This window comes from Streptomyces camponoticapitis (genome assembly GCF_014646115.1).
GTDB lineage: Bacteria > Actinomycetota > Actinomycetes > Streptomycetales > Streptomycetaceae > Streptomyces > Streptomyces camponoticapitis.
The window spans coordinates 173,703-185,707 of the sequence record NZ_BMMV01000004.1 but is presented as its reverse complement, the minus strand read 5'-3'; the positions used below and the strand labels follow the sequence as shown (position 1 = coordinate 185,707).

11 protein-coding genes are annotated in these 12,005 nt (G+C 71.3%); 2 read left to right on the top strand and 9 right to left on the bottom strand.

Features of this window, described 5'->3' with window-relative positions:
* Positions 1-34: 34 nt before the first annotated feature.
* The 8 genes from IEY79_RS07880 to IEY79_RS07845 all read right to left on the bottom strand — a co-directional run bounded on the left by IEY79_RS07880 (position 35) and on the right by IEY79_RS07845 (position 7,341).
* A complete protein-coding gene (locus IEY79_RS07880) occupies positions 35-1,174 on the bottom strand; it encodes an LLM class flavin-dependent oxidoreductase (protein WP_189106609.1) in 1,140 nt (379 codons plus the stop codon).
* A gap of 15 nt (positions 1,175-1,189) precedes the next feature.
* Positions 1,190-2,548, bottom strand: coding sequence for an NtaA/DmoA family FMN-dependent monooxygenase (locus tag IEY79_RS07875; RefSeq protein WP_189106608.1), 1,359 nt, complete (start codon positions 2,546-2,548; stop codon positions 1,190-1,192).
* Between the two features lie 63 nt (positions 2,549-2,611).
* A complete protein-coding gene (locus IEY79_RS07870) occupies positions 2,612-3,796 on the bottom strand; it encodes an LLM class flavin-dependent oxidoreductase (RefSeq protein WP_189106607.1) in 1,185 nt (394 codons plus the stop codon).
* A 103-nt stretch (positions 3,797-3,899) separates the two neighbouring features.
* Positions 3,900-4,079 carry a putative leader peptide gene (locus IEY79_RS07865; protein ID WP_229700733.1) on the bottom strand — a complete coding sequence of 60 codons (180 nt, stop codon included), beginning with the start codon at positions 4,077-4,079 and terminating at the stop codon, positions 3,900-3,902.
* 115 nt (positions 4,080-4,194) lie between these two features.
* The gene (locus IEY79_RS07860; protein ID WP_189106605.1) at positions 4,195-4,932 is read right to left on the bottom strand and encodes a scabin-related ADP-ribosyltransferase; all 738 of its coding nucleotides are present in this window, start codon (positions 4,930-4,932) and stop codon (positions 4,195-4,197) included.
* A 111-nt stretch (positions 4,933-5,043) separates the two neighbouring features.
* On the bottom strand, positions 5,044-5,415 hold the full coding sequence (locus IEY79_RS07855) for a nuclear transport factor 2 family protein (protein WP_189106604.1): 372 nt from the start codon (positions 5,413-5,415) through the stop codon (positions 5,044-5,046).
* Positions 5,408-5,962: a DUF1697 domain-containing protein gene (locus tag IEY79_RS07850; RefSeq protein ID WP_189106603.1), complete on the bottom strand. Its 555-nt coding sequence runs from the start codon at positions 5,960-5,962 to the stop codon at positions 5,408-5,410. The genes IEY79_RS07855 and IEY79_RS07850 overlap by 8 nt, the downstream gene beginning before the upstream one ends.
* A gap of 179 nt (positions 5,963-6,141) precedes the next feature.
* On the bottom strand, positions 6,142-7,341 hold the full coding sequence (locus IEY79_RS07845; protein WP_189106602.1) for a S8 family peptidase: 1,200 nt from the start codon (positions 7,339-7,341) through the stop codon (positions 6,142-6,144).
* A gap of 379 nt (positions 7,342-7,720) precedes the next feature.
* Here IEY79_RS07845 and IEY79_RS07840 point away from each other — a divergent pair, with 379 nt between their 5' ends.
* Positions 7,721-10,096 carry an MMPL family transporter gene (locus IEY79_RS07840; protein ID WP_189106601.1) on the top strand — a complete coding sequence of 792 codons (2,376 nt, stop codon included), beginning with the start codon at positions 7,721-7,723 and terminating at the stop codon, positions 10,094-10,096.
* A gap of 93 nt (positions 10,097-10,189) precedes the next feature.
* On the opposite strand, the gene mgt is transcribed toward IEY79_RS07840, so the two are convergent.
* Positions 10,190-11,395, bottom strand: a complete 1,206-nt coding sequence (gene mgt, locus IEY79_RS07835) for a macrolide-inactivating glycosyltransferase (protein ID WP_189106600.1) — start codon at positions 11,393-11,395, stop codon at positions 10,190-10,192.
* A 167-nt stretch (positions 11,396-11,562) separates the two neighbouring features.
* Here mgt and IEY79_RS07830 point away from each other — a divergent pair, with 167 nt between their 5' ends.
* Positions 11,563-11,967, top strand: coding sequence for a VOC family protein (locus IEY79_RS07830; RefSeq protein WP_189106599.1), 405 nt, complete (start codon positions 11,563-11,565; stop codon positions 11,965-11,967).
* The last annotated feature ends 38 nt before the right edge of the window (positions 11,968-12,005 follow it).

Sequence of the window (12,005 nt, the reverse complement as noted above, 5' to 3'; positions counted from 1 at the left end):
CCGGTCGACCGGGCCGCCCCGCCCGGTCGAACCGTTATCGCCGCGCCCACTCCTCGGCCAGCAGTTCGTAGCTGCGGACCCGGTCCGCGTGGTCGTGGGTGATCGTGGTGATGAGAAGTTCGTCGGCCCCCGTGGCGTCGCGCAGGACCTCCAGTTGGTCCGCGACGCTCCCGGGTGAGCCGACGAACTGCGTTTCGGTGCGGTCGGCGACCAGTTCCCGGTCGGCGTCGCTCCAGCGGTGCGCGCGGGCCTCGTCGGGCGTGGGGAACGGGATCGCCCCCTCGCACCTGCGGATGCTGCGCACCCACAGGCCGTAGCCGGCCGCCAACTCGCGTGCGCGCGCCTCGTCCTCGGCGACGACGACGTCCGCCGAGACGCTGACGTAGGGCCGGTCCAGCTCGGCGGACGGCTTGAACGCGGCCCGGTAACCCTCGGCGGCCTCCAGCACGGTCGCCGGGCTGACGTGGTAGTTGGCTCCGAAGCGGAGGCCGCCCGCCCCGGCCACCTGTGCGCTGATGCCCGCGCTGCTGCCGAGGATCCACACCTGGAGGTCGGCCCCCTCCCCCGGCACCACGTGCGCCTCGATGCCGTCGCCCGTGGTGTAGGTGCCGGCCAGCAGCGCGAGGATGTCGGCTATCTGCTCGTCGTAGGGCTGCGATTCGGCGTTCGGCTGCTGGAGCAGCTTCCGGTGCAGGGCGAAGCGCGGGGAGCGCAGCAGACCGGCGACCGAGAACCGGGCCGGGATGCGCAGCCCGTTCGGGGTCCGGCCGTCGACGACGGGCGTCACGTGCTCCGGCACCGGCGCGGGAGTCGCCGCTTCCGCCCGTCCGCCGGACCGGCCGAGTCCGAGGTCGAACCGGCCGGGGTGCAGCGCGTCGAGCAGCCCGAACTCCTCCACGGTGGACAGGGCGGTGCGGTGGCCGAGTTGTACGGCTCCGGAGCCCAGCCGGATCGTGGAGGTGGCGGCGGCGGTGAGGGCGAGCACGACGGCCGGTGAGGTGCCCGCGACTCCGGGGTTGAGGTGGTGCTCGGCGAACCAGTAGCGGGTGTATCCGAGCCGTTCGGTCCGCCGGGCGAGGTCGATGCTGTCGCGCAGGGCCTGGCCGGGGGTGGAGCCGGACGGAACCGGCACGAGGTCGAGGACGGCGAGCGGGGTGGGGGCGGTGGTGGCCACGGTGGTTGCTCCTTGTCAGTGGGCGGCGGGCACGGGCGTACGGAGCCCCAGGTGGTCGCGCAGGGTGTCACCCTCGTACTCGGTCCGGAACACGCTCCGCTCCTGGAGCAGCGGTACGACCGTGTCGGCGAACTCGTCCAGCCCGCCCGGTGTCAGATGGGGCGTCAGGATGAATCCGTCGCTCGCGTCGGCCTGTACGAAGTCGTTGAGCGCCGCCGCCACCGTCGCCGGGGAGCCGATGAAGGTCTGACGGCCCGTCACCTCGATGACGAGGTCCCGGATCGAGAGATCCTTCTCCTCGGCCAGGGCTCGCCAGCGCGCGGCGGTGGCGAGCGGGTAGCGGTGCATCCGTACGCTCGCCCGCCCCCGCGCGACGGTGTTCTCGCCCGGCACCGGATCGAGGTCGGGCAGTGGCCCGTCGGGGTCGTAGGAACTGAGATCGCGGTTCCAGAGCTGTTCGAGGAGCCGGATCGCGGTCTGTCCGCTCACCTGCTGTCGGCGGATCACGGCCGCCTTCTCCCGTGCGTCGGCGTCGGTGTCGCCGAGTGCGAAGGTGACACCGGGCAGGATCTTCAGCTCGTCGGGGGAACGGCCGTACCGGGCGAGGCGGCCCTTGACGTCGGCGTAGAAGGCCTTGCCGGACTCGAACGTGCCGTGCCGCGTGAAGATCGCGTCGGCCGCGGACGCCGCGAACTCCCTTCCCTCGTCGGAGTCGCCCGCCTGGAAGATGACCGGCCGCCCCTGCGGTCCGCGCGGCACGTTGAAGTGGCCGCTGATGTCGAACTGCCTCACATGGTGGTCGAATCCGCCCGGATCCGGGTGGGCCAGGAAGAGGCCGGACTCCCTGTCGGCGACGATCTCGTCCCCGTGCCAGGAGTCGAACAGCTCCCAGGCGGCCGCGAGGAACTGCTTGGCGCGCTCGTAGCGGTCCTCCTGTTCGAGATATCCGCCGCGCCGGAAGTTCTGTCCGGTGAACTCGTCCCACGAGGTGACGACGTTCCACGCGGCCCGCCCGGCCGAGAGATGGTCGAGCGAGGCGAACTGTCGCGCCACCTCGTACGGTTCGTTGAAGGTGGAGTTGACCGTGCCGGCGAGCCCCAGCTTGTCGGTGACCGCGGCCAGCGCGCTCAGGACGATGAAGGTGTCGGGCCGTCCCACGACGTCCAGGTCGTAGATCTCGCCGTTCTGCTCGCGCAGCCGCAGCCCCTCCGCGAGGAAGAGGAAGTCGAACTTGGCGCGTTCGGCGGTCCTGGCGAAGTGGGTGAAGGAGCTGAAGTCGATCTGGCTGCCCGCCGCCGGGTCGCTCCATACGGTGGCGTTGTTGACGCCGGGGAAGTGGGCGGCGAGATGGATCTGCTTGACGGGCTTGCTCATGGGAGAGGCGTCCTTCGGCAGTCGCGGGTCGTGGAGTCCGGTGGCGGGCGCCGCCCGGCGCGGTCAGGCCGTGGCGTAGCGGTTGGCCGGGCGGGGCAGGCCCAGCAGGCCGCGCAGGGTGCCGGCCCCGTACTCCGTACGGAAGAGGCCCCGCCGTCCGAGTTCGGGCACCAGAGCGCGGGTGATCCGCTCCAGGTCGTGCGGCAGTGCGGCGGGCCGCAGCCGGAAGCCGGTGAGGCCGGCCTCCCGGCCCTCCTGGAGAACGTCGGCCAGCTCGGTGGGGGTGCCGGTGAAGACGGGGGCGTCGCTCGTGTACGCCTCGCCCGCCCGCTCGTCGAGGCGGGCGCGGCGCTCGGCGGCGGCGCCGGGGGCGTCGTCCAGGTACACGAGCAGGTCGCCGAAGACGTGCACCGTCTCGTCGGCGCGGCCCGCCGCCCCCTGGGCGTCGCGGATCCGGGCGACGATCGCGCGGGCGTCGTCGGCGTCGCGGGGTGTGACGAACCCGATCTCGGCGGAGCCGGCGACCAGTTCGTACGGCACGGTGTCGTGCGCCAGCGCGGCGACGGGTGGCCGGCCCTGCGGCGGGCGCGGGGTGATGGAGGGGCCCTTGACGCTGAACTCGGCGCCCTCGAAGTCGATGTAGTGGAGCTTGGCCCGGTCGATGAAGCGGCCGGAGGCGACGTCACGGATCTCCGCGCCGTCCTCCCAGCTGTCCCAGAGCCTGTTCAGCACCTCGACGTAGTCGCCCGCCTCGGTGAACAGTTCCCGGACCGCGGCGGCCGTGACCGGCCGGGCGGGCGCCGTACGGCGTCCTACGTGCGCGAACTCGTCGGCGCGCCCGGAGACCCTGACCCGCACTCCGGCCCGTCCCAGGCTCACATGGTCGAGCGTGGCGATCGCCTTCGACAGATGGAACGGCTCGGTGTGAGTGACGAGCGCGGTGGGGACGAGCCCGATGTGCCGGGTCAGAGGGGCCACGCGGGCGGCGATCAGCACGGCGTCGAGCCGGCCCCGTATTCGGTCGGTACGGCCGTCCGGTCCGTCGGGCCGGGACGACTGAAGGCTGAGCGAGTCCTCGAAGGTGACGAAGTCCAGCAGGCCGCGCTCGGCCTCGGCCACCAGATCGGTCCAGTAGCGCGCGGTGAACAGTTCCGCGGGGCGGGCGGCGGGCTCCCGCCAGGCGACGGGGTGCCAGCCCGCGCCGTCGAGAGCGACGGCGAGATGGAGGGGCTGAGGGGAAAGGGGCATGGGACGTACCGCTTCCTGCTGTCCGGTGAGTCCGGGAACTCGGCGGAATGGACACGCGCGCCGGACAGCCGTCACCCCCGGAAGGAACGTCGGGGGCGGTGCGTCAGAAGGCGGTGCGCGGTGGGGCCGTGTGCCGCTGGGCGGCGTCGCCGTACGCCGGACACAGCGCGCCCGCGACGCGCAGCAGGTCGATATGGCGCCGGGAGTACATGCCGTCCGCGCCGGGGCCGTTCCCGGGGGTGCCGGCCGCGGGCGTCGTGGACGTACCTCGCACCGCCGTCACCTCCCTCTTCTCTCCGCTCCGTGAACGGTAACTCCGCACCACCGTCCACGACAATGCCGCCCCCGGTCGCCGGACGGGGGGCCGTCCGGCGACCGGGGGCGGGAGGGAGCAGACCCTAGCGTCCGGCGGGGACCCCCAGGCGCTCCGTCAGCGGACGGAAGTTCTGGTTGGTCTTGCAGCCCAGGTTCTCGTACGTGTTGACCTTGGTCTTCGGGTCGGTCTTGATCAGGTGGTACTTGCACGCCTGCTTGATGTAGCGGCCGTTGATCCCGCCCGGGAAGTCGATCTCCTTGTTCCACAGGTACGGGGACTCGTAGCGGTTCAGGGCGGCCGTGGCGTTCACGTCGATGCCGCCGGGGGCGTCGATCTCGTACACCCAGCCGGTCTTCGCGGCGCCGTAGGTGGCGAACTTCTGGGCCACCCACTTCTCACAGCTGGTGCTGACGTGCGCGCTGTCCTGCCCGCCGCCCTTGACGATGTACTCGGCCAGCGGCACCATCGCCTCGCCGCGCGGGGTGAAGCCCTTGTCGAACAGGTCCTGCACGTTCTCCCGGGTGTCGCCGCGCCACAGGGTGTTGGTGTCGTCGCGCCACTGCCAGCGCTCGGACGCCGCGGTCCGCCTGACGGAGTCGGCGATGAGCGGGTTGGTCGTCGTACGCCACCAGTCCCAGGCCTGGTACCCGACGACCGGGCCACAGGGCGCGGTGTCGAGTTCGGGTGCGAGGACCGGGGTGAGCGCGGGGGCGTTCGGCGCCGGGACCGGGGCCGCGGTGGACGCGGACGCGGCGGTCGGGGCGAGCGCGGCGGTCGCGAGAGAGGCGGCGGCGAGGACCCGCAGGGCGGCCTTCAGCATGGTGAGTACCCATCAGTCGAACAACGTGACGGGCCCCTTTATAGCGGTGCAGGAGCCACATATCGGGCACGGCGGGACCGATCCCACTCGAATGGTCGGCGCCCGGCGCGGTCAGGAGTGCTCCGGCGTGAAGACGGTGCCCTGGTGGAAGTAGAGGAGCCAGCGCCCACCGGTCAGCATCCACAGGGAACTCCGGTGCGCCCAGACCTCCTTGTGCTCGGTGTCGAAGGTCAGCAGCACCAGGTGCGGGGCGAGTTCGTCGCCCCGCATACCGGTCGTCGTGACGGGCCGGGCCGCGGGCGCGTCGTGCGCGGTGAGGTGCGCGATGAGCGACCGCCGGTCCCAGGACCGGCCCGACGAGCCGAACGCCCTGAACTCGGGGTGGAGCACCTCCCCGATCAGCTCGGCCGACGAGCGGACGGCCGGGTCGAGGAGGTGCAGTTCGGTCTCGATGGCGGCGACGACCGCGGGCGACTCAGTCATGGGTCAGCTCCACCAGCTTCGTGACGGTGTTCCAGTTGCGGCTGGTGGCGACCATTCCCTGGTAGAGGCCGGGTCTGGACAGCGCCGCGCCCAGTTTCGAGCGGCCGAGGCCGTCGGGGACGTACAGATACAGCGCCCTGTCGCCGATCCGGAACTCCTCCGGACGGTAGGACTCCTGGTCGATCGCGGCGAAGCGTCCGGGGTCCGCCGACCCGGAGAGGTAGGTGACATGGAGCTGCTTGGCCTGGAGCGTGGCGGCCGGGAAGGGGCAGGCGTCGGCGACGGCCTTCAGATAGGCGGCGTCGCGCACCAGACAGTCGACGGCGAAGCCGAACCTGTCGTGGATGGCGTCGCCGAGCGCGGCGGCGAACGTGGACTCGTCGGCGCCGGTGGTGTCGGTGAAGACGGCGTTGCCGCTCTGGAGGTAGGTGACGACGTCGCTGTGGCCGAGGCCGTTGAGCACGTCACGCAGCGCGGCCATCGGGACCTTCCGGCTCCCGCCGACATTGATTCCGCGCAGCAGCGCCCCGTATCTGGTCGTCGTCATGGGTCCACGATAGGTCGGCGGGCGGCCGATACCGCTCCGGCATGCGGAAGACGGCCGCCGCGCCCCGTGGGGGAGAGCGCGGCGACCGCCGGTCCGCTGTGAGGGGCCGTCAGCGGGACTGGGGGCTGTCTTCCGGACCAGCCGGACCCCAGGGCGTGTTCAGCGGAAACACGCCCGGGTCACTCGACGACCTTCAGCAGTCTGTTCGGGGTGCCCGGGTCGGCATTGGTGAGGGCGTCGGGGGTGGCACCGTCCGTCAGGGCGGTGGCGACGTCGGCCGGCGCGGCGTCGGGGTGTCCGGCGAGGTACAGCGCCGCGGCGCCGACGACGTGGGGGGTCGCCATCGACGTGCCGGAGATGGTGTTCGTGTCGGTGTCGCTGCCGTTCCACGTGGACGTGATGTCGGTGCCCGGGGCGTAGATGTCCACGATCGGGCCGTAGTTGGAGAAGACCGACTGCTGGTCGTCCACCGTGGAGGAGGCGACGGTGATGGCTTCCTCCACCCGGGCCGGGGAGGTCTGGCCCGCGTCGCTGGTGTCGTTGCCCGCCGCGACACCGAAGGTGACGCCCGAGGCGATGGCCTGGCGGACGGCCTCGTCGAGGGCGGGGTCGGCGCCGCCGCCGAGGCTCATGTTGGCGACGGACGGGCCGGTGTGGTTCGCGGTGACCCAGTCGATGCCGGCGACGACCTGCTCGGTGGTGCCGTTGCCCGAGTCGTCGAGGACGCGGACGGCGACGATCTTCGCCTTCTTGGCGACTCCGTGGGCGGCGCCCGCGACCGTGCCGGCGACGTGGGTGCCGTGGCCGTTGCCGTCGTCGGCGCTGTCGTCGTTGTCGACGGCGTCGAAGCCGGACGAGGCGCGGCCCTCGAAGTCGGCGTGGCTGACGCGGACTCCGGTGTCGATGATGTACGCGGTGACACCCTCACCCCCCGCGTCCGGGTAGGTGTAGGCGTTGTCACCGGCGGCGGCCGTCTGGTCGATCCGGTCGAGGCCCCAGGACGGCGGGTTGTCCTGGGTGGCGTCGATGGAGAACTTCTTGTTCTGCACGACCTTGGAGACGGCCGGGTCGGCGGCGAGGCGCTTGGCCTCGGTGGCCGAAAGGCCGCTGGCCGAGAAGCCGTTGATGGCGGATGCGTAGGTGCGGTTGAGCTTCCCGCCGTACTCGGCGGCGAGGTCCTTCTTGTCCGCCTTCCGGTCGAGCATCACGATGTAGCTGCCCGCGACCGCGCCCTTGGCGTCGGCCCCGTACACCGTGCCGAGGGGGGTGACCGCCGCCCCCGCCGTGGGGGAGGTGAAGGCGGTGATACCGGCCACTGCCGCCACCGCGATTATCGCCGCGGTGAGTCTCATCCGGTTGGCGCGCTTATGAGTTGCCATGAAGAGGTTTCTCCTCGTGAACTTTTGTGGGGGGAAAGCCCGCCGGACGAAGAACTTCCGGCGAGCTGGCTCGAAACCCTGGCCGATTGTCGCGCTCAGATCAAGACCTTCAGACCGCTGTGACGTGGCGGACAACTTCTCTTCACACCAAATCGGCCAACCTCACCCAACCCGGACCGCGCCTTCCGCCTCCGTCCGCGGCGGGTTGGTTGTAAGGGGCCTCGATCCCGCTCGTCAGGGGTGCTCCCTCCCCATGAGGAGGAGTCAGGGCGCATCCGGACTCACCGGGAGGCAGGAGGAGAAGGCCGGAATCCGACCCTAAGTTCGAAGAGGGACAGCGGCGCAGGGCCGCTCTCGGGCCCAAGGGGACGGACCGGCGATGAGTACGACAGAGAGACAACGACGCGGACACGGACGCGATCGCGGCGGACCGCCGGAGCGGGGGCCGGGAACGGTGCCCGCCCCGCGCGGGATCGCGGCGCGGGCCGGCGGCTGGAGCGCGCGGCACCGGTGGACGGCGGTCACCGTCTGGGTGCTGTTCGTCGTACTCGCCATGGGACTCGGCTCGGCGGCGGGCACGGTCGAGGTCAAGGACAGCGAGCAGATGTCCGGCGAGATCAGCCAGGCGGAGCGGATCATCGAGGACGGGGGTCTCGATGAACCGGTGAGCGAGTCGGTCCTCGTCCAGGGCGTCGACTCGTCCGTGTCCGCCACCGACAAGGAGTTCCGCGCCGGGGTCGCGGCGGTCATGGCGGCGGTCGAGCGTACGGGCGAGGTCGCCGACGTCACGTCGCCGTACGACACGAAGACCATCTCCAAGGACGGGCGCAGCGCGCTGGTGCGGTTCAACATCCGCGGCGACCCCGAGACGTCGAGCGAGCGCGTCGAGCCGGTGCTCAAGGCCGTCGAGGGCGTCGCGGAACAGCACGAGGAGACGCTGCGGATCGCCGAGATCGGCGGCGCCAGCATGAACAAGACCTTCGACGAGGCGTTCGGTGACGACTTCAAGCAGGCGGAGATCTCCGCCGTGCCGGTCGCGCTGGGGATTCTGCTGATCGCGTTCGGCGCCCTGGTCGCGGCTCTGCTGCCGGTCGCGCTCGCTCTCACCGCCATCATGGCCACGATGGGGCTCATGGGCGTGGTCAGCCATGTCATGCCGATGACCGACACGGCCAACTCCGTGATGCTGCTGGTGGGTCTGGCGGTCGGCGTCGACTACTGCCTGTTCTATCTGCGGCGTGAGCGCGAGGAGCGCGAGGCCGGGCGCGACGCCGCAACGGCGCTGCGGATCGCGGCGGCGACGAGCGGCCGGGCCGTGATCGTCTCCGGCGTGACGGTCTGTGTCGCCATGGCGGGCATGCTCTTCACCGGGCTGGCCGAGTTCAAGGCGATGGGTCTCGCGTCGCTGATGGTGGTCGCGGTGGCGATGGTCGGTTCGGTGACCGTGCTGCCCGCGCTGCTGTCACTGCTCGGCGAGCGCGTGGAACGGGGCCGGGTGCCGTTCCTGAACCGGCTCAAGCAGTCGAAGAAGCAGCGCGTGGCCGCGGCCGGGGGCGCGGGCACCGGCGGCACGGGTGAGAGCCGGTTCTGGCGCGCGGTGCTCGGCCGCGTACTGCGCCGGCCGAAGACCGCGCTGGTGGTCGCCGCGGGCGCGCTCGTCGCGATCGCCCTGCCCGCGGTGGGCATGCAGACCCAGAACTTCACGCTGGACCAGGAGTTCGGGGACTCGCTGCCCATCGTGCAGACGTACGAGCGGGTCAACGCGGCCTTCCCGGGAGGCGCCGACCCGGCGGAGGTCGTGGTGCGTGCGGACGACATCAACGCCGCGCCGGTACGGCAGGCACTCGCCGACTTCCGTACGCGGGCGGTGAGTTCGGGCGCCTCGGAGGGGCCCGTCGAGATCGTCACGCACGACGCGCAGAACATCGCGATCATCGAGGTGCCGCTGGTCGGCGGCTCGGACCAGGACCGGGCCGAGAAGAGCCTGGAGCTGCTGCGGGACACGGTGCGGCCCGACACGCTCGGCACGGTCGACGGCGTCGAGGCGCCGGTCTCCGGCCAGGTCGCCGGGTCGAAGGACTTCAACGACCAGCTCGTCGGCGCCGTGGCACCCGTCTTCGCCTTCGTCGTGATCTTCGCCTTCGTACTGATGCTGCTCTGCTTCAGATCACTGACGATCGCGGTGACGTCGATCGTGCTGAACCTGCTGTCGGTCGGCGCCGCCTACGGCATCCTGACCATCGTCTTCCAGCACGGCTGGGGCGCGTCGCTGGTCGGCGCCGAAGGCGTCGGGGCGATCATCTCCTGGCTACCGCTGTTCCTCTTCGTGATCCTTTTCGGGCTGTCGATGGACTACCACGTCTTCGTGGTCTCCCGGATCCGCGAGGCCCGGTCGCAGGGCCGTACGACCCGGGAGGCGATCACCCACGGGGTGGTGACCACGGCGGGCGTGGTGACGAGCGCCGCAGTGATCATGGTCGCCGTGTTCGCCATCTTCGGGACGCTGTCGATGCAGTCGATGAAGCAGATGGGCGTCGGCCTGGCGGCTGCGGTGCTGATCGACGCGACGATCATCCGGGGCATACTGCTTCCGGCGATCATGGCGCTGCTGGACGAGCGCAACTGGTACTTCCCCAGGTGGCTGCGGTGGCTGCCGGACCTGACACACGACGAGACCGACCCCGCCGTTGGCGCCGCGGGTGCGGGTGCCCCGTACGGGAAGGCCGGCGAACAGCCCGATCCCGTACGGGCCTGACGGGCCGTCACCTGTCGCGGACCGCACGCGCCGTACGCCCGGCCGGCCTCCACCGGCCGGGCGTACGGCGTCGTGCCGCGCGCCCGAGGCGCGTCAGGCGGTACGCACCGGCAGCGCGTCCTCGATGATGTCGGCCGCCTGTCGCGAGCCGCCCTCCTTCGCCATGTCCTGCCTGATCTCCTCACCCCTGCGGGCGACCTCGGGGTCCGCCGCCAGCGCCGTGACCGCCTCCCGCAGCGCCTCGGCAGTCACCTCCTCCATGGACAGCCGCCGGGCGACGCCGAGTTGGACGAGCATGTCGGCGTTGCCGAACTGGTCGACAGCGAGCGGTACGGCGACCATCGGCGTGGCGGTGGCGAGCCCCTCCTGGCTGCCGCCCGCGCCCGCGTGGGTGATGAACGCGTCGGCCTTCTTGAGGACGGCGAGTTGCGGCACCCAGGAGTGCACCTCGATGTTCCCGGGGACCTCCCCCAGTTCGGACGGGTCCACGAACTTGCCGATCTGGAGCACGACATGCCAGCCGGGCAGGTCGCCGAACGCCTCGACGCAGGCACGGTAGAAGGCGGGCTGCTTGGTGTTCGCCGAGCCGAGCGACACCAGCAGGACCTTCCCGGCCCCGGCCGGCCGCTCCCACTCCCCCTGGTCGGCCCGCTCCCCCTGGCACGCGCCGACGAAGGTGTAGACCGACTCGTCCACCCGGTCGGCGAAGGGCTGAAGTGCCTTGGGGATCAGCACGATCGAACGATCGGGATGCGCGACGAACCGGTCCTGGTCGAAGCCGGTCCCGCTCTCGTCCAGCCACGTCTGGAAGCGGGCGCGGTAGGCCCGCCCGCGCTCCGACTCGGCGAGCTGGGCGTTCTGGGCGGAGCCGACCTCCTCGTAGTAGCCCTCCCAGGCGACCAGATTCGGCGAGAGCTGGAGATACGGGACGCCCCACCGATGGGCCAGGATCGGCGCGGGGTACGACGTGATGTCGCTGATGACGAGGTCGGGCCGGTCGTTCTCGAAGGCCCCGGCCAACTGGGGCAGCGCCTGCACCGCGTCGGCGAGGAAGGGCTCCAGATTGTCGACCAGCTCGGTGCCCCAGGCGTCGGGGTCGTCCTCGGTCGGCAGCGTGGAGGTGTAGATGACCGGCTCCGCCCCGGTCTCGGCGACCTTCTCCGCGAACGAGGCCGGGATCGCGTAACTGACGCGGTGCCCGCGGGCGACGAGTTCCCTGATGACTTCGAGGCTGGGGTTCACGTGCCCGTGGGCGGCGATGGAGAACATGGCGATATGGGCGCGCTGTCGTGAGGTCATGAACTCACCGTACCAGAAGCGAGACGATACGTCTCGTCTATGTCGGACGGAGGCCCGGCGATTTCCTCCCGGTGGGACGCGGATCCGTGTAGAGATCCGTCCGCCGGCTCCGACCTCGCTGTAAGACGTCCACCAGGGACGTACGCGGTACGAGGAGAGGAGCGGTCATGGGACTGCCAGTGGTGCATTTCGAGATCGTCGGCGCCGACCCCGCCAGACTGCGCGCCTTCTACGGAGAGCTGTTCGGGTGGGACTTCGACCTGGGGGACGCGAGCACCCCCGCGGTGTCGCGGCCCGGCGAGTACGGCTTCGTGCACGGCGGCGCGAATCCCGTGCCGGGTGACGGCGCGTCCGGCATCAACGGCGGGGTCGCAGGTGGCGCGGGCTTTGAGCCGCGTGTCCTCTTCTACATCGGGGTGCCCGACGTGGAAGCCGCCCTCCAGGAGGCCGAACGCCTCGGCGGAACCCGCCGGATGGGCCCCGAGCCCGAGCACCCCGCCCCCGGCACCCTCGTGGTCGGGCACTTCGCCGACCCGGAGGGCAATGTCGTCGGGCTCGCCGGTACGGGCTGAGCGGTGGTCCGCGAGCGGGGCCGTACCGTACGTCCGGA

What these genes read in the sequence shown, in the direction of transcription:
- IEY79_RS07875 (WP_189106608.1), bottom strand. Translation starts at nt 2,548, where the DNA reads ATGAGCAAGCCCGTCAAGCAGATCCATCTCGCCGCCCACTTCCCCGGC.
- IEY79_RS07870 (WP_189106607.1), bottom strand. Translation starts at nt 3,796, where the DNA reads ATGCCCCTTTCCCCTCAGCCCCTCCATCTCGCCGTCGCTCTCGACGGC.
- IEY79_RS07860 (WP_189106605.1), bottom strand. Translation starts at nt 4,932, where the DNA reads ATGCTGAAGGCCGCCCTGCGGGTCCTCGCCGCCGCCTCTCTCGCGACC.
- IEY79_RS07855 (WP_189106604.1), bottom strand. Translation starts at nt 5,415, where the DNA reads ATGACTGAGTCGCCCGCGGTCGTCGCCGCCATCGAGACCGAACTGCAC.
- IEY79_RS07850 (WP_189106603.1), bottom strand. Translation starts at nt 5,962, where the DNA reads ATGACGACGACCAGATACGGGGCGCTGCTGCGCGGAATCAATGTCGGC.
- IEY79_RS07845 (WP_189106602.1), bottom strand. Translation starts at nt 7,341, where the DNA reads ATGGCAACTCATAAGCGCGCCAACCGGATGAGACTCACCGCGGCGATA.
- IEY79_RS07840 (WP_189106601.1), top strand. Translation starts at nt 7,721, where the DNA reads ATGAGTACGACAGAGAGACAACGACGCGGACACGGACGCGATCGCGGC.
- mgt (WP_189106600.1), bottom strand. Translation starts at nt 11,395, where the DNA reads ATGACCTCACGACAGCGCGCCCATATCGCCATGTTCTCCATCGCCGCC.
- IEY79_RS07830 (WP_189106599.1), top strand. Translation starts at nt 11,563, where the DNA reads ATGGGACTGCCAGTGGTGCATTTCGAGATCGTCGGCGCCGACCCCGCC.